The sequence below is a fragment of the Blastococcus sp. VKM Ac-2987 genome (assembly GCF_026967805.1).
In the GTDB taxonomy this organism is placed as follows: domain Bacteria; phylum Actinomycetota; class Actinomycetes; order Mycobacteriales; family Geodermatophilaceae; genus Blastococcus.
Map to the genome: position 1 here is coordinate 616,499 of NZ_JAPVBG010000001.1, position 20,981 is coordinate 637,479.

Consider the following 20,981-nt stretch of genomic DNA (forward strand, 5'->3'; position numbering starts at 1 on the left):
CAAGGGGGCCACCGAGGCTCGTCCACGAAGCCGGGACGGACCCGGCCCGAGAGGCATCGCCGTGCCACCGTCCCGCCCCTGCCTCGGGCGAGCGGTGGTCTACCTCGGGGACGACGACGACATCATGGTGCGGACCTTCGCCCGCTGCCTGGACGGGCCGCGTCTCGCGGATGGGACGGCGTCCTTCCGCCTGCTGCGCCGAATCTCGAGGCCGACCTCGCACCGGGAACTCCGCACGACCAGGCAGCTGCTCGGTCGGGAGCCGCGGTCGTTCGAGACCTACGTCCACGACACCGTCGCGGCGTGGCGGGCAGCCGGTCTGCTGGACAGCTCACCGGGCACCGCTCACAGCGCGGGCGCGTCCTCCGAGGTGCGCCTCACCCGGTAGCGCGGGCCTACACCGTGGTGCGGCTGTCGTGACCACCCCGCAGCACCTTGGTCATCGGCCGCCCCTTGGCGATCTCGTCGACGAGCTTGTCGAGCATGCGGATCTTGCGCATGAGGGGGTCATCGACGTCCTCCACCCGGACCCCGCAGATGCTGCCGGTGATGAGCGCCGCGTGGGCGGTCATCGCCGGTGCGCGGTCGAAGAAGGTCGCGAAGTCCACCTCGTCCTCCAGCGCTGCGGCGAGGCCTGCATCGTCGTAGCCGGTGAGCCAGCAGATCGCCTCGTCGACCTCCCCCCGGGTACGCCCCTTGCGCTCGACCTTGGCCACGTAGTGCGGGTAGACGCTGGCGAACGGGGTGGTGAAGATGCGGTGTGCGGGCACGGCGGGGCTCCCGGTGTGCAGTCGCAGCGGCCTGGTGCCCCGGACGCTAGCGCGCCGCACCTCACCGGGCCAGCAGCACGACCGCCGACGACGGTTCCCCAGCGTGTCCGGTCGGATCGCGGTCGACGGCTCCCCACCCGACCACGACGACGCCGCCCGACCCGCCGCGCCACCACCCACGGAGCGAGCAGCGCCGCGAACCACCCCGTCGACGCTGCGATCGCCGGCCCCACGGCGGGGGTGCTGACCGTCGGCGCGAGCAGTCGGGTGCCCAGCCGCTGCGCCAGGGCTTCCCCGCCCTCCTCCATCAGCTCCCGGTGGTTCCACACGAACACCGGGCGCGCCAGCGGCGACAGCACCCGCATCCACAGCAGCTGCGGCCGCACCTCCCAGTCGAAGCTCACGACCGCCCCGCCCTCGACCTCGGCGATGTCCCACCGGCCCTCCCCCTCGACCCGGCCGGTCACCGTCGTCCGCACGCCGCGCAGCGGGTCGTCCCGCAGCACCCGCGCCTCGAACTCCATCCGGTACGGCAGCCGGGTCCGGAACACGAACCGCCACACCTCGCCGTCGCCGTCGCCGGAGGGCACCCGCGTGACGCTCTGCACCGACGGCCACCACTCCGGCCACGACTCGACGGCGCGCACCACCTCCCGCACCGCGGCCGGCGGCGCCGCGACCCGCCACTCGTCCCGGAACACGAACTCGGGCACCGGAGTCAGCCGTCCACTGCGACCGCGGCGGCCCACGCCAGGTACTGGTGCACCAGCGCGACCGCGATGGCGCCCGCCCCCACCCCGGACGCCACCCGTTTGACCGAGCCCGCCCGGACGTCGCCGGCAGCGAACACGCCCGGGACGCTGGTCTCCAGGAACATCGGGGGCCGCTCCAGCGGCCAGCCCGGCGTTGCGCCGTCCAGGTCCGGCCCGGTGAGCACGAACCCCGACTGGTCCTTCGCCACCTCCGGCCCCAGGCACCCCGACGCCGGCTTCGACCCGATGAGCACGAAGACGGCGTCCGCCCGGATCGTCTCCCGCTCCCCCGTGTCGAGGTCCTCGACGACGACCTCCTCCAGGACCTGCCCGCCCGACCCGTCCACGAGCTGCACCCGCGAGCGGACGTCGATGTTCGGCGCCTCGTCGATCTCGTGCACCAGGTACTCCGACATCGTCTCGGCCAGCCCGCGCCGGACCAGGACGGTCACCCGGTCGGCGTACCGGGCCAGGTGCACGGCCGCCTGCCCCGCGGAGTTGCCCCCGCCGACCACCAGGACGTGCTTGCCCGACATCGCCCGCGCCTCGCTGACCGCGGCTCCGTAGAAGAGGCCGCGGCCCTGCATCGCCTCGAGGCTGGGCACCTCCAGGCGCCGCCACTCCGCCCCGGTCGCGACCACCACCGTGCGGGCCCGCAGCGTCGCGCCGTCCGAGAGGTGCACCCGGTGCTCCCCGTCGGTGCTCGACATCCCCACGACGCTGCGGGACCAGATGAAGCCGGCGCCGAACGACCACGCCTGCTGGTACGCGCTGGCCGCCAGCCGGTTGCCGCTGATGCCCCGCGGGAAGCCGAGGTAGTTGCGGATCAGCGAGCTGGTGCCGGCCTGCCCGCCCATGGCCAGCGGCTCGACCACCACCGTGCGCAGGCCCTCCGACGCGGCATACACGGCGGCGCTGAGGCCGGCGGGCCCGGCACCCACCACGACGACGTCGGCCAGCGTGCTCTCGTCCACCGGCTCCAGGACCCCGAACGCGGCGGCGATGTCCATCGCGCTGGGGTCGGTCAGCGCCGGCACCTCCGGGCGGAACCGGAGGACGACGACCGGCAGCGCGGGCTGCTCCAGCCCCAGGCCCGCCAGCAACTCCTGCCCATCCGAAGCGGAGGCGTCGTAGAAACCGACCGGCACCCGGTTGCGGGTGAACATGTCGCGGAGCTCCTGCGAGCGGGCCGACCAGCGTTCGCCGATCACCTGCACCGCCTCGTAGCCGGTGCCCTGCCGGCTGTCCCACTCCGCCAGCAACTCGGTCACCGAGAGGTGGAAGTCCTCGTCGCCGGCCCGGTCCGGGCGGTAGAGCCACCCGTCCAGCCGGCCCAGCGTGATCGCCTCGAAGATCGGCGCCGCCGTCTCCAGGTCGCCCCACCGCACGATGCAGGCCCGCACCGCGCCCGGCGCCAGGGCGCCCGCCCGCGCCAGCACGTCGAGGCCGTCGGGGTCCGCCGGGCTCAGGCCTGCCAGGATCGCCGCGATCGGGATGCCGCCGTCCTGCAGCTGGGCCAGCCGGGCGGCGAGGTCGTCCTCGGCGTCGCAGACTGCCACCGCGTAGTCGGCCCCGTAGCGCTTCGCCAGCTCCTGCCCGACCTGGTCGCGCACCGGCGGGTCCCGGCTCACCAGGACCAGTGCCGCTCGCGCGGTCAATTCGTTGTCGGCGTCGGAAGCGCCCATATAGCATGCCTAGGGCGTCACTGCACGGGGGGTCAAGGGGATTGGTGCTCTGCACCGATCCGGTCCTCCACCGCACCGAGGTCTGATCATGATGGATCCGTCTGGATCCCGTCCCGTGCTCCCCGGCACCCGCCTGCTGCTCGTCGTCTTCACCGCCCTCACGCTGCTCGCGTTCGTCTCCCTCTTCCTCGGGTCCGGGCGCACCGACGAGTACTTCGCCTGGACCATCGCGCCCCCGGCGAGCGCCGCCTTCCTCGGCGCCGCCTACGCCGCCGGCTGCGTGCTCGTCGTCCTGTCCCTGCGGGAGGAGCGATGGGCGCGCATCCGCGTCCCGTTCGTCACCGTCCTGGTGTTCACGCTGCTCACGCTGCTCGCCACCCTCCTGCACCTGGACCCCTTCCACTTCGAGGAGCCCGGCCTGGTGGCACGGTCGGCCGCCTGGTTCTGGCTCGCCGTCTACGTCGTCATCCCGGTCGGGATGCTGGTGATGCTGGTCCGGCAGGAACGGTCCCGGCAGGCGGAGCCACCCGCGGCGCTGCCGCTGCCCGGCGGGCTCGCCGCGGTGCTCGCCGCGCAGGGCGCGGTCTTCCTCGTCGTGGGGGCGGTGTTGTTCGTCGCGCCGGCCACCGAGTCGGAGCTGTGGCCGTGGCCGCTGACCCCGCTCACCGCCCGGGCCGTCGCCTCGTGGCTGCTCGCCTTCGGCATCGGCATCGTGCTCGCCCTGCGCGACCGCGACCTCCACCGCCTGGAGCTGGCCGCGGTGGCCTACGCGGTCTTCGGGGCGCTGGAGCTCGTCGTCCTCGCCCGGTACGTCGACGTGGTGCGGTGGGGTTCCCCCGCCACCTGGGTCTACATCGTCCTGATGGTCTCCACCCTGCTCAGCGCGGGGTATGCGCTGCGACGGCTCCGCGCCGCCCAGCCCGTCCGCGCCGGGGCGACGACGTGACCCGCCGCCGGAGGGACCTGGTGGCCGGAGCGCTGGGCGGCTACGTAGCCAGCCGCACCATGGACGTCGCCACCCGGTGGTTCTACCGCCGGCACAGCGAGGCGACGAAGATCCGCGAGGAGGAGCTGGCGCCGGGCGGCACGCTGGTCCAGCTCGGCAAGAAGCTCGGCGGCGCCACGGGGCGCGACCTCGACGACGAGGCGGCGGGCCGGGTCGGGCTGGCGGTGCACCGGTCGTTCGGGGTGACCTACGGGGTCCTCGCCGCGGCTCTCACCCGGCGGGGGATGCGACCGCTGGCTGCGGGGCTCTGCGTCGGTGCCGGCGCGTTCCTGGTGGTGGACGAGGGGACGGCGCTGCCCCTGCTCACCGCCTACCCCCTGGAGAGCCACGCCCGCGGGGTGGTCGGGCACGCGACCCTGGGGCTGGTCACCGGCGTGCTGCTCGAGCTCCTCGACGTCGGCTGAGGACGGCGGCGCCGTGACCGCCGGCCGATCAGGACTGCGGCGCCCCCGCCTGGGTGCCCAGCAGCGACCGGCACACCAGGGTGAGGTCGACCAGCCCGAGCAGCCGGCCCTCCTCGACCACCGGGAGGTACTGCAGCCCGCTCGAGAGCATCAGCTCCGCGGCGTCCGCCACGGTCACGTCCGGGCCCACGGTGACGGGCGCGGGACGGTGCAGGTCGGTGATGCGGGTCTGCTCCGGGTCCTTGCCGTCCGCGACCGCCTGGATGATGTCGGCGTCGCAGAGCAGCGCCACCGGCCGGCGCTCGACGTGGTCGTCGATGACCACGAGCGCGCCGTCGTGCGCACGTTTCATCAGGTAGGCGGCACCGGCGAGGTGCGCGGTGAGCTCCACCGTGGTGACCGGTGGCCGCATCACGTCCGCCACCGTGGGCAGGCCGGCGTCCGTGGCGGCAGGCGGGTTCTCCGGCATCTGCGGTCCCTTCCGAGACGGCGTGGGGACGTCGGCATTGTGCCGCCGATGGCCGCCCGGTGGCACCCGTCCCGCTCCCCCGATCACCGCCGGAGGCACCGACCGTGACCACCGGCGGGACGACGGTCGTGGACCGCCCGGAGACCGGCCGCTTCGAGGCGCTGGTCGACGGGAAGGTGGCCGGGCTCGCCGAGTACCGGCGGCGGGGGTCCTCCGTCGCGTTCACCCACACGGTGGTCGATCCGGAGTTCGAGGGCCGCGGTGTGGGGTCGGCGCTCGCCCGGGGAGCCCTGGACGCCGTGCGGGAGGAGGGCGCGTCGGTCCTCCCGTTCTGCCCGTTCATCCGGAGCTGGATCCAGCGCCACCCCGACTACGCCGACCTCGTGCCCGCGAATCGACGAGCGAAGTTCGGGCTCGCTGCCCGCTGACCGGCGGGAACCGATCCGCTCGGCCGCCCCGTCCACCGGGCATGGACACCGTTCCTGCCAGGCGCCTCCTCGTCCCGGCCGCGCTGATCCTGGTCCTGCTCGTCGGCTGCACCGGCTCCTCCGGCGGGGAGTCGGACAGCGTGGACGGCGCCGGGGGTGTTGTCGCGCCCGTGATGGCCGTCCCGGGCAGCGACGAGGCCGCTCCCGACCGGCAGGTGGTCACCACCGCCAGCGCCTCGCTCGCCGTCGACGACCCGGCCGAGGGCGCGCAGCAGGTGAGCGAGCTGGTCGAGTCCGCCGGCGGGCGCGTCGACGAGGGCACCGTGCACGCAACCTCCGTCCAGGACGGGGTCGAGGGCACGGTCGCCGACCTCGTGGTGCGCGTGCCGGCCGCGGAGCTGACCGGCATGCTGGCCGACCTCGAGGAGCTCGGCGACGTCGGCAACGTGTCGGTGTCCCGCTCCGACGTCACCGCCACGGCGGTCGACCTGGACGCTCGGATCACCGCGCTGCAGTCCTCCGTGGCGCGGCTGCTCGCCCTGATGGACGACGCCGCCACCACCGAGGCGCTGCTGGAGGCGGAGCAGGCGCTGTCGCAGCGGCAGCAGGAGCTGGAGTCGCTGCAGTCCCGGCGGGCGGCGCTGGCCGACCAGGTGGAGCTGTCGACCCTCCGCGTGCACCTGGAGCCCTTCGGCGTCGCGCCCGCCGGCGGGCCGGACGGCTTCCTCGACGGGCTGGGAACCGGGTGGCGGTCGCTGGTCGCGGTCACGGGCGCGGCCGTCGTCGCGATCGGCGTCGTCCTGCCCTGGCTGGCGGTCACCGCTCTCGTGGCCGCCGCCGTGCTGGTCCCGCTGCGCCGGTCGCTCCGGCGGGCCGCGCCCCCGCCCCCGGCTGCGGCCGAGGGTTGAGCCGCGCGGCCGGACGTCCGGCCGCGCCGTGACGCGGCTGGACGTCCGGTGGCGCAGCTCGACCTCACCGGCTCGTGAGCACCACCAGCCGCGAAGTCGCCCGGGTCATCGACACGTAGCGGTCCACAGCTCCCCCGACGCCGGTCCCGAGCGCCTCCGGGTCCACGAGGACGACGAGGTCGAACTCCAGTCCCTTCGCCAGCGATGGCGTCAGCGACCGCACGCGGGGCCGCCCCGTGAATGCCGGCGCCCCGATCACGCAGGCGACCCCCTCGGCGTGCGCCGCCAGCCAGCCGTCCAGCACCGACCCCAGTTCCGCGACCGACCCGCGCGCAACCGGCACCCCCGTGCTGCGGACCGACGTCGGCACGTTGGCGTCCGGCAGCACCGTCCGGATCACCGGCTCCGCCTCGGCCATCACCTCCACCGGCGTCCGGTAGTTCACCGTCAGCGACATCCGGCGCACCTCGGTCAGCCCGACCCGGCGCAGCCGCTCCTCCCACGGCTCGGGGAAGCCGCGCCGCGCCTGCGCCCGGTCCCCCACCACGGTGAAGCTGCGGGACGGGCAGCGGCGCACCAGCATCTGCCACTCCGCGTCGGTCAGCTCCTGGGCCTCGTCGACGACGACGTGCGCGAACGTCCCCGCCAGCGGATCGGCGTCCACCGGGGGGAGCGCGTCCTGGTCGACCAGGGCGTCGCGCAGGTCGCCGTGCCGCAGGGTGGTCATCAGCAGCAGCTCGGAATCGTCGGCCGCGATCAGCTCGTCGATGACCGCGGACATGCGTTCGCGCTCGCGCGCCACCACAACCGCCTCCCGCTGCCGGCGCCGCACCGCCCCCGGGTCGCCCAGGCGCATCCGCGCGGCGTCGAGCAGCGGCAGGTCGGAGACGGTCCACGCCTGCGGTTCCGCCCGTTGCAGGCGGCGCACCTCCGCGGTGCTCAGCCACGGCGCACACCGGCGCAGGTAGGCGGGCACGGACCACAGGTCACCGACGACGTCGCCGGCGTCCAGCAGCGGCCACGCCCGGTCGAAGGCGGCCCGGAGCTCGCGGTCCTGCTCCAGCGCGGCGCGCACCTGGTCGGCGTCGAGATCGGGGTCGTGCGCGTCCACCAGGATCTCCAGCAGCGCGCCCCGCACCTGCTCGCGCGCCTCGTTGTGCGGCGTGCCGGGCTCGGCCGCGTCGAACGCCTCGGCCCAGTCCGCGGGGGTCAGCCGGACGTCGTCCCACGGCGTCGTCACCGTCGTCGCCCGGACCGGCGGCTCCTCGTAGAAGCGGACGGCCGCCTCGATCGCCGTCCCCATCTCCGCCGACGCCTTCAGCCGGGCCGCCTCGGGGTCGGCCTCGGGCGCGGCGGCGGCCCCCTCGGGCACCAGGTCGCGCAGGGTGCAGGTGCGCACGCCCTCCTCCCCCAGGCCCGGCAGGACGTCGGCGACGTAGGCCAGGTAGGGCTCGTGCGGGCCGACGAACAGCACCCCGCCCCCGCGCTGCCCCAGGCGCGGGTCGGAGTAGAGCAGGTAGGCGGCGCGGTGCAGGGCGACGACGGTCTTCCCGGTGCCCGGCCCGCCGTCGACGACCAGCGCACCGCGGGAGCCTGCGCGGATGATCGAGTCCTGGTCGGCCTGGATGGTGCCGAGCACGTCGCGCATCCGGGCCGACCGGTTGCCGCCGAGACTGGCGAGGAAGGCGGACTGGTCGTCGAGGGCGGCGTGCCCCTCGAGCCCGTCGGGGGTGAAGACCTCGTCCCAGTAGTCGGTGATCCGGCCGCGGGTCCAGCGGTAGCGGCGGCGGCTGGCCAGCCCCATCGGATCGGCGTGGGTGGCGGCGAAGAACGGCTCGGCCGCCCGCGACCGCCAGTCGACGAGCAGCCGGCGGCCGGCGCCGTCGGTGAGGCCCAGCCGCCCGACGTACACCGGCTCCCCGCCGTCGGCGGGCACGACGCGGCCCAGGCACAGGTCCAGGCCGAACCGGCGCAGGGTGCGCAGGCGGGTGGCGAGCCGGTGCACCTCCAGGTCGCGGTCCAGCGCCGCCTGGCCGGTGCCGCCCGGGGCCGCGCGCTCGGCGGCCAGCCGTTCGGTGAGCTCGGCGATCGACCGCCCGAGGCTCTCGGCGATCAAGGTGAAGTGCCGCTCGTCAGCGGCGATCAGCGCCGGGTCCGCCTTGGCGGCGAGGTGGTCGGGCAGGGCGAAGGCGCGAGTGGACACGGTCATGGCGGCGGCTCCGATCCGGGGGGCCGCCGCGCCCGTCCGCGCGCGGTCAGCCGCCCCCGGCGGGCGAGTGTGCGGCCCGACCAGGGTCTTGCCGCAAGCCCCGGGGTGCGCTATACGTTCGAGTGGGACGAGAACACGTCACTGCTGCGCGGCCGGGGCCTCCGCCTCCGGCGCGGCGCCACCGGGCGCCGGCACGGTCACGTCGTCCACGAAGCAGTAGGCCCAGCTCTCACCGGGCTCGGCCGAGGCGATCAGCGGGTGGTCGTCCGCGGCGGCGTGCCGCCGCGCGTGCCGGCGCGGCGAGGCATCGCAGCAGCCGACGTACCCGCACCCGAGGCACACGCGCAGGTGCACCCAGTCGGTGCCCTCCCGCAGGCAGCCCACGCAGACCGGGGCCCACGGCACGACCGGCCGGGAGGTGCTCCCGTGGTCGCAGCCGCTGCCTTCCGGCCACGCGTAGCGGACCACCCGGGTCGTGTCGACGGCGGTCCGCCGGCCGTCCGGGTGCGCCACCGCGTGCCCCAGCTCGGAGAGGACGGCACGTTCCAGCGCGTGGCCGGAGATCCGGTCCCGGTCGAGGACGTGGTCGGCGCCGGCGTCCGCCAGCTCGACGACGTCGACGGCACCCAGCGGGCGCGCCACGATGGGCGCGCTCGTGACCGCCCGCGCCGCGGTGACCACCCGCACGGCCTGTTCCGGGTCGTCCTCGGCGACGACGGCGAGGCGGGCGGCGGGCACCCCGGCCAGCCGCAGGATCTCAACCTTGGTGGGATCCCCTCGCACCACGGTGTGCCCGTCGGCCTCGGCCTGCGCCGCCCCGTCGGGGTTGAGCGTCGTCATCACCACGCCCACCCCCCGGTCGCGCAGCGTGGCCGCCAACTCCAGGGCGGTGGGCCCCCACCCGATGATCGCCACGTGGTCCCGGTGCTCGCCGTCCTCCTCGGGTGCGCCGGGGCCGCCCGCGGTGGCGACAGGTGCGCGGTCGAGCCGGGCCGCCGCCGCGGCCAGCTGCGGGGTGCCCAGCATGAGCAGCACCGTGGCGGCGACGACGACCTGCGCGCCGTCGTCCGCGAGCCCGAGCGGCGCGAGCCCGGCGGCCGTGCCCACGGTCAGCAGGACGAAGGAGAACTCGCCGACCTGGGCCAGCAGCAGCCCGGTGGCGGCGGCGGTGCGCCAGCGGATGCCGACGGCGGTGGCGGCGACGGCGGTGGTCAGCGTCTTGAGCACCAGGGCGCCGGCGGCGGCGCCCAGCACGAGCGGCAGGTTGGCCAGCATGAAGCCGACGTCGAGCAGCATTCCGACGGAGACGAAGAAGACCGCGCTGAACACGATCTGCAGCGGCAGCACCTCGGCGAGCGCCTGCGTGCTGGCCCGGCTCTCGCTCACCACCAGGCCGGCGAGGAAGGCCCCGAGCGAAACGCTCACGCCGGCGAGCGCGGTCAGGTAGGCGGTGCCGAAGCAGACGGCGACGATCGCGAGCAGGAACACCTCGGGCGAGCAGGTGCGGGCGACGACGTCCAGCACGGCGGGCATGACCCGGCGGGCCAGCACCAGGACGGCGACGATGACCCCCACCGCGGTGAGGACGGCCCACAGCAGCGCACCGCCGGCCGAGCCGCCGCCCTCCGCGGTCGGGCCGAGCAGCGGCACGACCAGCACCATCGCCACCACCGCGAGGTCCTGGGCGATCAGCACGGAGAGCGCCAGCCGGCCGCGGACGGCGGAGTTCTCCCGCCGCTCCCCCAGCAACTTGAGCACGATCGCCGTCGACGACAGGGCCAGCAGGAACCCGGTGAACAGCCCGTCCCGCCAGTTGCCGCCGAGGGCGAGGGTCACCCCCAGCCCGGCGCCGGTGGCCAGCACCAGCTGCAGCCCGCCGGCGACGGCGATCCACGTCCAGACGCGAGCGAGCCGCTCCAGCGAGAACTCGATGCCGATGGTGAACAGCAGCAGGATCACGCCGATGTCCGCCGCGGCCTCGACGGCCTCGCTGCTGTCGACGACGCCGAACTGCGCGGGGCCGATGAGGACGCCGGCCACCAGGAACCCGACGATCGGCACCACCCGGACGCGGGCGGTGAGGTAGCCGATGACCGCTGCCGCGACGACGAGGGCGGCGGTGGGCGCCAGGTAGCCGGGCATCTCGCCGGCCGCGATGACGAGGTCTGCCTGGGGCGACATGCCGACATCATGCGCGCCGCCCCGGGGCCTCCCAAGGCCGCGCCCGCCTGATCGGGCGGCCGCAGGAATCGGCGGGCCGCGCAGGCGTTGGACAGCGACGAGCGACGCGCTGGATGCTGTCCGGCAGCCGGCGGAGAGGAACCCCGATGACTGCGCCAACCCCTGCCGGCACGGGCCTGCGCATGGGCACGGCCCGGGGACGCTGGGTCCTCCTCGCGACCGTGCTGGGCTCGGGCGTGGCCATGCTGGACGCCACCGTCGTCAACGTGGCCCTGGAGCGGATCGGGTCCGACCTGGACGCGGACTTCTCCGGCCTGCAGTGGACGGTCAACGCCTACACGCTGACGCTGGCCGCCCTCATCCTGCTCGGCGGCTCGCTGAGCGACCGCTACGGGCGGCGGCGGATCTTCGTCGTCGGCGTCTGCTGGTTCGCCGCCGCCTCGCTGCTGTGCGGGCTGGCGCCGAACATCGGCACCCTCGTGGCCGCCCGGGCGCTGCAGGGCATCGGCGGGGCCCTCCTCACCCCGGGCAGCCTGGCGATCATCTCGGCGTCGTTCTCCGGGCCCGACCGGGCCGCCGCGGTCGGTGCCTGGTCCGGGCTCTCCGGCGTCGCCGCCGCGGTCGGGCCGTTCGTCGGCGGCTGGCTGGTGGAGTGGAGCTGGCGGGCGGTCTTCCTGATCAACCTGCCGCTGGCGGCGCTGGTGGTCCTGGTGGCCGTGCGGCACGTGCCCGAGTCGCGCGACCCGGCGGCCGCCCCGCGGCTGGACTGGGCCGGGACCTTGCTGGTCGTCACCGGCCTCGGCGCGCTGACCTACGCGCTCACCGCCGCCGGCGAGACCGGTGCCGGCGCCAGCACCTGGCTGTGGGGTGCGACCGGGCTGGCAGCCCTGGCCGCCTTCGTCGCCGTGGAGCTGCGGTCGCGGCACCCCCTGGTGCCCCCGACGCTCTTCGCCGACCGGCAGTTCTCCGCCACCAACGCCGTGACCCTGTTCGTCTACGCCGCGCTCGGTGCGCTGTTCGTGCTGCTGGTCCTGCACCTGCAGGTGGTCTCCGGGTTCAGCCCGCTGCTGGCGGGCACCGCTCTGCTGCCCGTCACCGTCCTCATGCTGCTGTTCTCCGCCCGCGTCGGGGCGCTCGCCCAGCGGATCGGGCCGCGCGCCCTGCTCACGGGTGGGCCGCTGGTGGCCGCGGCCGGGGTGCTGCTGATGCTCCGGATCGGTCCGGACGCCTCCTACCTGCTCGACGTGCTCCCCGCAGCGGTGCTCTTCGGCGCCGGTCTCACGCTGCTGGTCGCCCCGCTCACGGCGACCGTGCTCGACTCCGCCGCGGACCGCTACGCCGGGGTCGCCTCGGGGGTCAACAACGCCGTCGCCCGCGCGGCGGGCCTGCTCGCCGTCGCGGTCGTCCCGGTCGCGGCCGGGCTAGGTGGCGCCGACTACTCCGATCCTGAGGTCTTCGCCGACGGCTTCCGGACGGCGATGCTCATCCTCGCCGGGCTGCTGCTGGTCGGCGCGCTGGTGGCCGCCGCGTACGTGCGCCGCCCGCTCGGCGACGCCGGACCGGAGACCCCGGCGCGGCCGTCCGGCGCCGGTCGCATGCGGATCGAGGAGTGCCTGCACTGCCCGGTGACCGGCCCGGCCGTCCACCCTCCGGACGAGGCGCCGGCCCCCGAGCCGCGCCCCGCCTCGTCCTGACGCCCCGCGGCCGACGTCTGCCCGCGCGCGGGAAGCACTGTCCGGACCTCCGACCGGGGTGTAGCCAGGAACCATGGACCCTCTCCACCTGGGTCGCTCGGCCGTCGAGCGCCGCGCGTGGGAGGAGGCATGCACCCACCTGGCCGCCGCGGACGCCCAGGGCGAGCTCCATGACGCCGAGGACCTGATGCGGCTCGGGCTGAGCGCCCACCTCACCCGCAGGGACGAACTGGCCGACAGCGCATGGGAGCGGGCGTACGAGGCGTTCGTCGACCGCGGCGACGTCCTGGCCGCCGCTCGGTGCGCGTTCTGGCTGGGGCTGGTGCTCATCTCGGTCTGCGGCGCGGAGGCGCGGGGCACCGGCTGGCTCGCCCGGGCGCACCGGGTGCTGGAATCCGCGCCGCGGGACTGCGCCGAGCGGGGTTACCTGCTGCTGCCCGACGGGCTGCGTGAGCTGGACGTCGGGAACCCGGCCGCGGCACACCGCCTGTTCGCGCGCGCCACCTCGATCGGCCTGCGCTCCGGGGACGCCGACCTGGCCACGCTCGGCTGCCTCGGGCAGGGCCAGGCGCTCGTCCGGGAGGGCGAGGCGGCCCGCGGGCTGGCGCAGCTCGACGAGGCGATGGTGGCCGTCCAGGCGGGGCGCGTCTCGCCGGTCGCGACCGGCATCGTGTACTGCGCCGTGATCACCGCCTGCCAGCAGGTGCTCGACCTGCGGCGGGCCCAGCAGTGGACGGCTGCGCTGAGCAGCTGGTGCGAGGCGCAGGCAGGTCTCGTCCCCTTCCGGGGGCAGTGCCTGGTGCACCGGTCCGAGCTGGCCCAGTGGCGGGGCGACTGGGCCGAGGCGGTGGCGGAGGCGGACCGCGCCTGCCGCTGGCTGTCGGACCCGCCGGACGCCGCCGCGGGGATGGCCTACTACCAGCGGGCCGAGCTGCACCGGGTGCGCGGCGAGCACGACGCCGCCGAGGCCGCCTTCCAGCACGCGGTCGCTCTGGGCCACGACCCGCACCCGGGGCTGGCGCTGCTGCGGCTCGCCCAGGGACGCACGAGCACGGCGGCGGCCGCCATCCGCTGCACCGTCGACCGGTCGTCCTCCGGCCGACGGGACGTCGTGGACGACGTGCGCGCACCCCGGCCGCGGGCGGAGCTGCTGGCCGCCGCCGTGGAGATCCTGCTGGCCGCAGGGGACGTCGAGGCGGCGCGCAGCACCTGCGTCGAGCTCGACGGCATCGCCGACGCCATGGGCACCGGCGTCGTCCGCGCCACCGCGGCGCGCGCCCGGGGAGCGGTGTCCCTCGCCGAGGGCCGGTACGGGCCGGCCCTGGAGGACCTGTCGACCGCCCTGTCGGGCTGGGCGGTGCTGCCCGCCCCCTACGAGGCGGCCCGGACCCGCGTCCTGATCGGGCGGGCCCTGCGGTCGCTCGGCGACGAGGACACGGCGGCCATGGAGGTGGCCGCGGCGGAGCGCGTGTTCGCCGCGGTCGGGGCCGCGCCCGACCTCGCGCCCCGGGGATCGGGCGCCCCGGGCGCCGCGGCCGGGCTGACCCCCCGCGAGCTCGACGTGATCCGCCTGGTCGCGGCGGGGCGCACGAACCGGGAGATCGCCGAGCACCTGGTCATCAGTGACAAGACCGTGGCGCGGCACCTGCACAACGTCTTCACCAAGCTGGCGCTGCCCAACCGGTCCGCAGCGACCGCCTACGCCTACGAGCACCACCTGGTGCAGCCACCTGCACAGGATGGTGCAGCCGGCTCCGGGCCGACCTGCACCATCCGGTCGATGCCGGCCGGCCGCCGCCGCTCCTAGCGTGGGCAGACACCACCGCTGCTGCCGCGAGGAGGATGCCGTGACCCGCCTCGGAGAACACGCCGTCGTGCTGGGTGCCGGGATGGCCGGGCTCGTGCACGCCGTGCCGTTGGCCCGCCGTTTCGACCGGGTCACGCTGGTCGACCGGGACGTGCTGCCCGACGGGAACGTCGACCGCCGGGGCGTGCCGCAGGGCCGGCACATCCACCTGCTGGTGCCCGGCGGACTCACCCGGTTGGAACTGCTGCTGCCCGGGATCGTCGAGGACCTCGCCGCGGGCGGCGCCCACGTCATCCCGGCACGGGAGTGGCGCTTCCACATGGGTGGCGGCCGGCTGGACCTGAGCGACTCCGACCTCCGCATCACCGGGGCCACCCGGCCGCTCATCGAGAATGTCGTCCGCGACCGGGTGCGTGCGCTCGGCGGGGTGGAGGTGCTCGACGGCTGGGCCGCCCGGGAGCTGCGGACGACCGCCGACCGGACCCGGGTGACCGGGGTGCGGCTGCGGTCCGAGGCGGACCCCACCGAGGAGCGGGTGCTGGTAGCGGACCTGGTCGTCGACACCACGGGTCGGGGGTCCGGGACGCCGCGCCGGCTGGCCGATCTGGGCTACGCCCCGCCCGCCGAGGAGCGGCTGAAGGTCGACATCCACTACACGACGCGCCTGTTCCGTCGCGACCCCGCAAGCCTGGGCGGGGACCGCAACGTGCTGGTGGACGTCCCGCCGGACGGCCGCCGGGGCGGGGTCGCGCTCGCCGTCGAGGAAGGGCGGTGGCTGGTCACCCTCATCGGCATGCTCGGCGAACGCCCTCCGGCGGATCTGGGCGGCTTCACCGACTACGCGGCCGGCCTCTGGAGCAGCGACCTGCACGACGTCGTCGCCGGCGCCGAGCCGATCGGGGAGGCCACGCGAGCGGCTTTCCCGTCGTTCACCCGGCACCGGTACGACCGGCTGCGCCGCCTGCCGGAGGGCTATCTCGTCGCCGGCGACGCGGTCTGCTCCTTCGATCCCCGCTTCGGGCAGGGCATGACCGTGGCGATCATCGAGGCCCTGGAACTGGACCGCGTCCTGGACGCGCACGGCCTGGACCGCGTCGGCCTCCGGACGCTGTCGGCGGCGCGGTGGGCCGTCCAGGACGCGTGGGACCTCGCCACGGGGTCCGACCTCGTGCACCCGGAGGTGGACGGCCCGCGGCCGCTGTCGTGGCGCCTCATCACCGGTTACCTGCAGCGCCTGCTCCCGGCCGCCCACCACGACCCCGAGGTGGCGGCGGCCTTCATCCGGGTCATCGGGATGCTCACCCGTCCACCGGCGCTCATGCGCCCGCGCCTGCTCGGGCGGGTCCTGCTGGGTGCCCGCCGGGACGCCGGCCGAGGTGTGACCGGCGCTCCCGCAGAGGACCGGTCCCGCACGAGCGCCTGACCTGCCCGGCTGCCGTCCGGTGGTGCAGCCACCGGACGGTCAGCGGGGTCGGCGCGCAGCCTTCCGCACCGCCCAGCCGCCGGCCGCATCTGCGGCCCGGCGCCACACCGGCTGCCGCTCGCGCTCCAGCCGCGCCAACCGGTCCTCCAGGTCGGCGACCTGGCTGGCGTCCGGGCCGACGACCCGCGGTCGCGCGGCCAGCGTGGCCAGGCCCTCGGTCAGTCCGGCGACCAGCCCCGCCGCGTCGTCGGGCGCGAGCCGGGCCGTGCCGACGCAGGTCTCGCCGCGCCAGAGACTGAGGTTCACCAGCCCCCGCTCGACGTGCGCCGAGACGCGGACCGCACGTCCCTCACCACGGGCATCCCACGTCCATCGCCCGTGAACGGGCAGCACCACCGCCGTCATCGCCCCAGGCTGGCCTTGCAGCGGTCGGGGGTCAAGCGGACGCGGACCGTGGCGGACCCGGCGACGACCCGCTCAGTCGAAGCCCGCGGGCAGCCCGAGCGCGACGAACAGCTCGCAGTCGAGGTTGAGGAAGCTGGAGATGTGGGCGACCCGCCCGCCCTCGATCTCCAGCACGTGCAGACCCCAGGGCACGTGACCACCACCCTCCGCCGGGCGGTACTGGGCGATGGCGGGCGTGCCGTTGGCCGAGGTCTCGATGAGCCGGGAGCCCTTGCAGCCGGCGCCCGGGCCGGTCATCCAGACGCCGATGTCCTCCCGCCCGCGCAGCCACATCTCGAACGGCGGCATGTGCTGCGTGGCGTCCTCGTGCAGCAGCTGCACGAACGCGTCGATGTCGTAGCGCTCGAAGGCGTCGAGGTAGCGGGCCAGCAGCGCGCGGTCCTCGTCGTCCAGCGTGCGCGGCGCCGGGCGGCCCCCCGCGTCGGCGAGCGTCGCCCGGGCCCGCTGCAGCGCGCTGTTCACCGAAGCGACGGTGGTGTCGAGCAGCTCGGCCACCTCGTCGGCCTTCCAGCGGAGCACCTCCCGCAGGATCAGCACCGCCCGCTGCTTCGGCGGCAGGTGCTGCAGGGCGGCGATGAACGCCAGGCGGACCGACTCCCGGGCCACGGCCTGCTCGGCCGGGTCGCCGTCCTCGGGCAGCACCTGGCGGTCGAGGATCGGCTCCACCCACGCCGTGGTCGGGCGGCGCCCGGCCAGCGACGCCGCCACCGGAGGCGACGGGTTGCCGGCCAGGTCCATCGGCAGCGCCCGGCGCTGCCGGCCGGAGAGCTGGTCGAGGCAGACGTTGGTGGCGATGCGGTACAGCCAGGAGCGGACCGCCGACCGGCCCTCGAAGTCGGCGAGCCCCCGCCACGCACGGACCATCGTCTCCTGCACCGCGTCCTCGGCGTCGAAGACCGAGCCGAGCATCCGGTAGCAGTACCCGGTCAGCTCGCGGCGGTGCTCGAGCAGCCGGGGGTCCAGTTGGTCGGTGGGGCCGATGGCGACGCTGGTCACTGGAGAACACCCCTCGGGGTCGGTCGATGTGCGGTCAGCAGACCACACCGCACCGACAGAACGGGAGCCCCCGGAGCGATGACCTCCGGTGGCTCCCGGCCCTGCCCGCCGTCGTCGGGCGGGTCGGTGTCAGTGCGTCACGGGAGCAGCGGCTCGCCGTTGCGCACCAGCCGCCAGTTCTCTACGAAGAACTCCGCCGGGTCGATCACGCCGACCTCCTCGGCCCGCTCGATGAGCAGCTGCCGGATCTCCAGCTGCTCGTTGTAGACGACCGGGGCCGTGCTGATCGCCGGGAAGCCGCCGCCCCCGCTGCGGCGGTAGTTGTTCACCGCCACGACGAACCGGGCGTCGTCGGCCACCGGCGCCCCCTCGTAGGAGAGGTCGACGATGCGCGAGCCGGCCGGCTGGGACACGTCGATGCCGTAGTCGACGCCGGACAGGATGTCGAAGTTGTAGTCGGGGATCCCGTTCGGGACACCGTCCACCACCGCGTTGGTGATCGTCTCCGGGTCGACCACCCCGGTCGCCGGCACCTGCGTGAAGTACCGGCCGGAGAACTCCAGGTACTCCTTCAGCTGCGCCCCGGTGAGCTCCACGGCCTCGAGGGTGTTGTCGTAGATGTAGAGCCCGGCGATGTCGCGGATCGTGACGTCGCCGGCCGGGAAGACCGCGTCCCGGCTGAACGGCGCCGCGATCGACAGCACCGGCAGGTCGGCCCGGTCGGTGCCCTCCAGCGCGGCGGCCACCGTGTCGGTCTGCACGTCCTGGATGAAGTCCAGGATCGCGGTGTCCTCGTACCGGCTGGTGCGCGCGGAGAGCTCCTCCGCCGAGGTGGCAACGACCTGGTTGACGTACTCGACCGTGGTCGCGTGCGCCTCGGCCGTGGCGTCCAGCACCTCCTGCGACTCCGCGACCCCCGCGGTGCTCAGAGCCTGCGCCGAGGTGCCGACGACGTCCCACCGCCCGCGGTCGAGCTCCAGCTCGATGTCGACCTGCGAGACCGTCGCGCCCCAGCGGTAGGGCTGGGTGAGCAGCACCTCCTCGCCCGTGACCTCGTTCGTCACCACCTGCGAGGGGGCGTTCTGGTGCGTGTGGCCGACCACCATCGCGTCGATGCCCGGCACGGTGCGGGCGATGACGTCGGAGGGGTTCTCGGTGGGCACCTCGGGGCCGTAGGACGACGACCCGCCGACGCCGGCGTGCGAGAGGACGACGACGACGTCGGCCTTCCGGTCGACGATCGGGACCCACTTCTCCGCGGCCTCGACCATGTCCTGGAACGTCACCCGGCCCTCGACGTTGCCCTTGTCCCAGATGGCGGACCCGGGCGTGGTCAGGCCGATGATGCCGACCCGGACCGGCTTGTGGCCGGGCACGCGCATCGTCTCGATCGTGTACGGCTTCAGGTACGGGCGGGGGGTGCCGTCGCGGAGCACGTTGGCGCCGAGCACCGGGTGGTCGACGTCCTCCTCGTAGGCCCGCAGCAGGTCCAGGCCGTAGTTGAACTCGTGGTTGCCGACGACCTGGGCGTCGTAGCCGATGGCGTCGAACGCCGCCGCCATCGGGTGCTCCCGGCCGGTCTCGGTGACCGGCTCCTGCTTGGCGTAGTAGTAGCTCAGCGGCGTCCCCTGCAGGAAGTCGCCGTTGTCCACCACGAGGACGCTCTCCTCGCCGCGCGCCGCGCGGACGGAGTCGACGACCGTGGCCACCTTCGCCAACCCGGTCTCGAACCCGGCCCGCTCGGAGTACGGCCGGTCGGCGAAGTAGTCCCAGTTCTGCGCGCGCCCGTGCAGGTCGGTCGTGGCGAGCATGGTCAGCGTCAGGTCGTCCGCCGTGCTCGGCGCCGCCGCGGCCGGGCTCAGCGGCGCCAGGATCAGCGCCGCCGTCCCGGCCGCCACGGACAGCGTGGTGCGCCGTCTCATGCGGGATTCCTCTCGATCGCGTGGTCCCCCGTGACGGTGCGCAGGGGGATCCGGATCGACCGTAACGACCGGTACGCGGACGCGGGTGTCGGGACCCTTACTGGTAGGTGACCAGCTCCGGCAGGGGGTCGACCTGCTCGATCGTCTGCGCCGGGGTCAGCATCGGGATGTCCTCGTCGTAGAAGTTCTTCCAGCCCCAGAACAGCCCCTCCGGGGCGTTGCGGTGCAGCACCTGCCAGGTGGCCTGCTTGGCGCCCTGGCCGCCCTGGCCGTCGGCGTGGACCATGATCGCCAGCTCGTCCCGGGAGGTGTCCAGCCGCTCGAGGCCGGGGATCATGTCGACCCGGAACTGGTGCAGCACCAGCAGCTTCTGCGGCAGCTCGTTCTCCCGGGTCAGGTCGGCCAGCCAGGTGACCACCCGGTTGACCTCCTCGATGTCCACCGAGCCGATCTGGACCAGGTGCACCTCGTTCGGGCCCAGCCGCCACTCGGGGTCCAGCGCCAGCCCCACGTAGGGCAGCTCCAGCAGCGGCCGGTAGAGCTCCGCCTGGGTGACGAAGTCGGTGCGGCCCGGCTGCAGGTCGAGGATGACGTAGAGCCCGGCCTCGCCGGCCGCCTCGACCCAGGGCCGCAGCATCTCCACCTCGCCCTCGGCGGAGTAGTTGCCGTCCGGCCCCGCGGACGCGGACGCGACGGTCGCGATGATCTCGAAGGTCGGGACGACGGTCGTGTCGACCAGCGGCTCGTACGGGGCGGCGTGCTCCCGCGCCCGCTGGATGGCCGCCTCGACCGGCTGCTCACCCAGCACGCCGAGCGCGCCGGTCTCCGGGTGGCCGTAGAGCGCGACCATCATCCGGCCCGGGAAGAGGACCTGCCCGCCGCCGGGCAGCTGGGTCCCGGTGGCCGCCGTCGCGAGCTTCCAGTCCAGACCCTCTTCCGCGCCGAAGCCGGCACCCAGCGCGACCACGTGCTCGGCGTCGTCCTCGGCGAGGGTGCTGATCAGCTCCTCCGAGGCGCGCGGGTCGGTGGTGCCGCCGGTGACCAGCACCCGGGCGCCGGCCGCGCGCGCGGTGGCCGCGGCGGCCAGCGCGTCCGGGGTCCCGGTGGTCATCACCAGCGTGCCCTCGAGCGGCTCGGCGGCCTCGATCTCGGGCAGCGAGCCCTCGGCGTCCGCCTCCGACGAGGACTCCTCCGCCGCGCCGCCGCGACCGCTCTCCGGGCGCAGCGCGGCCGGCTCCGCCGGGTCCAGCGCCGCCACGGCGGCGACCTCGCCGCCCTCGGCGACCGGGTCGGCCTCGGCGAGCTCCTGGTCCAGCACGGCCGCCACGGCGGCCGGGTCGGCGGGCACCCCGATGACCTCGGCATCGGTCTCCGCCGGGGACGACGACGCCGCGGACGACGACGATGCGCCGGCGGGCGCGGGTGCCGCGTCGCCGACGGCCAGGACCGTCGTGGTGCCCAGCCGCTCCAGCTCGGCCAGGACCGGCTGGTCCACCCCGGAGCCGTCGGCCCCCACGAGCAGCGGGACGCCGAGCGCGACGGCGGCGGAGGCGCCGAGGAGCGTGCCCTCCCGGTCGTCCTCCGCCACGAGCACGACCACGCCTGCCTCGTCGAAGAAGGTGCGGCTGGCGCTCGCGGCCATGGCCACCGGGTCCTCGTCCGCGACGAGGGTCAGCCGCTCCCCCGGGGCGGCGGTGGCGACCTGCGCCGCCTGCTCCTCGGGGTCCGAGCCCTCGTCCGGGGAGCTGGTGCAGGCCCCGGTGAAGAGCGCGGCGGTCAGGGCGATCGGCAGCGCACGAGCGCGCACGGGCATCCTCCGTCCGCCGGGCACGCCCGTCCTGCGGGGGGCACGACGACGTCGG

General features: G+C 75.1%; 17 protein-coding genes and 1 pseudogene. 8 read left to right on the top strand and 10 right to left on the bottom strand.

Annotation, left to right across the window (positions count from 1 at the left end):
- Positions 1 to 61 precede the first annotated feature (61 nt).
- The gene (locus O2W17_RS02990) at positions 62 to 388 is read left to right on the top strand and encodes a hypothetical protein (RefSeq protein WP_269190906.1); all 327 of its coding nucleotides are present in this window, start codon (positions 62 to 64) and stop codon (positions 386 to 388) included.
- A 7-nt stretch (positions 389 to 395) separates the two neighbouring features.
- Here the strand turns inward: O2W17_RS02990 and O2W17_RS02995 are convergent, their stop codons facing one another.
- The 3 genes and pseudogenes from O2W17_RS02995 to O2W17_RS03000 all read right to left on the bottom strand — a co-directional run bounded on the left by O2W17_RS02995 (position 396) and on the right by O2W17_RS03000 (position 3,207).
- Positions 396 to 770 (bottom strand): DUF2200 domain-containing protein, encoded by a 375-nt coding sequence (locus O2W17_RS02995; protein ID WP_269190907.1) that lies wholly within the window; start codon positions 768 to 770, stop codon positions 396 to 398.
- A gap of 284 nt (positions 771 to 1,054) precedes the next feature.
- Positions 1,055 to 1,519 (bottom strand): annotated as a pseudogene (locus O2W17_RS22255) (SRPBCC family protein); the annotation flags it as partial.
- Positions 1,489 to 3,207, bottom strand: a complete 1,719-nt coding sequence (locus O2W17_RS03000) for an FAD-dependent oxidoreductase (RefSeq protein ID WP_269190908.1) — start codon at positions 3,205 to 3,207, stop codon at positions 1,489 to 1,491. The pseudogene O2W17_RS22255 and the gene O2W17_RS03000, both read right to left, overlap by 31 nt.
- 88 nt (positions 3,208 to 3,295) lie before the next feature.
- On the opposite strand from O2W17_RS03000, the gene O2W17_RS03005 reads away from it, so the two are divergent.
- Both O2W17_RS03005 and O2W17_RS03010 read left to right on the top strand, forming a co-directional pair.
- Positions 3,296 to 4,153, top strand: a complete 858-nt coding sequence (locus tag O2W17_RS03005; protein WP_269190909.1) for a hypothetical protein — start codon at positions 3,296 to 3,298, stop codon at positions 4,151 to 4,153.
- Positions 4,150 to 4,617, top strand: a complete 468-nt coding sequence (locus O2W17_RS03010) for a hypothetical protein (RefSeq protein ID WP_269190910.1) — start codon at positions 4,150 to 4,152, stop codon at positions 4,615 to 4,617. The genes O2W17_RS03005 and O2W17_RS03010 overlap by 4 nt, the downstream gene beginning before the upstream one ends.
- A gap of 28 nt (positions 4,618 to 4,645) precedes the next feature.
- Here O2W17_RS03010 and O2W17_RS03015 read toward each other — a convergent pair whose 3' ends face one another.
- Positions 4,646 to 5,086: a CBS domain-containing protein gene (locus O2W17_RS03015; protein ID WP_269190911.1), complete on the bottom strand. Its 441-nt coding sequence runs from the start codon at positions 5,084 to 5,086 to the stop codon at positions 4,646 to 4,648.
- A 104-nt stretch (positions 5,087 to 5,190) separates the two neighbouring features.
- Here O2W17_RS03015 and O2W17_RS03020 point away from each other — a divergent pair, with 104 nt between their 5' ends.
- Together O2W17_RS03020 and O2W17_RS03025 are read left to right on the top strand one after the other, a co-directional pair.
- On the top strand, positions 5,191 to 5,514 hold the full coding sequence (locus tag O2W17_RS03020) for a GNAT family N-acetyltransferase (protein ID WP_269190912.1): 324 nt from the start codon (positions 5,191 to 5,193) through the stop codon (positions 5,512 to 5,514).
- 41 nt (positions 5,515 to 5,555) lie between these two features.
- On the top strand, positions 5,556 to 6,422 hold the full coding sequence (locus O2W17_RS03025; protein ID WP_269190913.1) for a DUF4349 domain-containing protein: 867 nt from the start codon (positions 5,556 to 5,558) through the stop codon (positions 6,420 to 6,422).
- Positions 6,423 to 6,486: 64 nt separating this feature from the next.
- Here the strand turns inward: O2W17_RS03025 and helR are convergent, their stop codons facing one another.
- Complete coding sequence (helR, locus tag O2W17_RS03030; RefSeq protein WP_269190914.1) at positions 6,487 to 8,631, bottom strand: RNA polymerase recycling motor ATPase HelR; 2,145 nt, start codon at positions 8,629 to 8,631, stop codon at positions 6,487 to 6,489.
- A gap of 138 nt (positions 8,632 to 8,769) precedes the next feature.
- Positions 8,770 to 10,812 carry a cation:proton antiporter gene (locus O2W17_RS03035; protein ID WP_269190915.1) on the bottom strand — a complete coding sequence of 681 codons (2,043 nt, stop codon included), beginning with the start codon at positions 10,810 to 10,812 and terminating at the stop codon, positions 8,770 to 8,772.
- Between the two features lie 146 nt (positions 10,813 to 10,958).
- Between O2W17_RS03035 and O2W17_RS03040 the strand changes: the two genes are divergently transcribed.
- From O2W17_RS03040 to O2W17_RS03050, 3 genes are all read left to right on the top strand, one after another.
- A complete protein-coding gene (locus O2W17_RS03040) occupies positions 10,959 to 12,506 on the top strand; it encodes an MFS transporter (protein ID WP_269190916.1) in 1,548 nt (515 codons plus the stop codon).
- Between the two features lie 73 nt (positions 12,507 to 12,579).
- Positions 12,580 to 14,313: a LuxR family transcriptional regulator gene (locus O2W17_RS03045; RefSeq protein ID WP_269190917.1), complete on the top strand. Its 1,734-nt coding sequence runs from the start codon at positions 12,580 to 12,582 to the stop codon at positions 14,311 to 14,313.
- Between the two features lie 40 nt (positions 14,314 to 14,353).
- Positions 14,354 to 15,736: an FAD-dependent oxidoreductase gene (locus O2W17_RS03050; protein ID WP_269190918.1), complete on the top strand. Its 1,383-nt coding sequence runs from the start codon at positions 14,354 to 14,356 to the stop codon at positions 15,734 to 15,736.
- Positions 15,737 to 15,775: 39 nt separating this feature from the next.
- Here the strand turns inward: O2W17_RS03050 and O2W17_RS03055 are convergent, their stop codons facing one another.
- The 4 genes from O2W17_RS03055 to O2W17_RS03070 form a co-directional block, all read right to left on the bottom strand.
- A complete protein-coding gene (locus O2W17_RS03055; protein ID WP_269190919.1) occupies positions 15,776 to 16,141 on the bottom strand; it encodes a hypothetical protein in 366 nt (121 codons plus the stop codon).
- 72 nt (positions 16,142 to 16,213) lie between these two features.
- A complete protein-coding gene (locus O2W17_RS03060) occupies positions 16,214 to 17,197 on the bottom strand; it encodes a sigma-70 family RNA polymerase sigma factor (protein WP_269190920.1) in 984 nt (327 codons plus the stop codon).
- A 137-nt stretch (positions 17,198 to 17,334) separates the two neighbouring features.
- On the bottom strand, positions 17,335 to 19,119 hold the full coding sequence (locus tag O2W17_RS03065) for a bifunctional metallophosphatase/5'-nucleotidase (RefSeq protein WP_269190921.1): 1,785 nt from the start codon (positions 19,117 to 19,119) through the stop codon (positions 17,335 to 17,337).
- A gap of 97 nt (positions 19,120 to 19,216) precedes the next feature.
- Complete coding sequence (locus tag O2W17_RS03070; RefSeq protein WP_442864500.1) at positions 19,217 to 20,932, bottom strand: hypothetical protein; 1,716 nt, start codon at positions 20,930 to 20,932, stop codon at positions 19,217 to 19,219.
- Positions 20,933 to 20,981 lie beyond the last annotated feature (49 nt).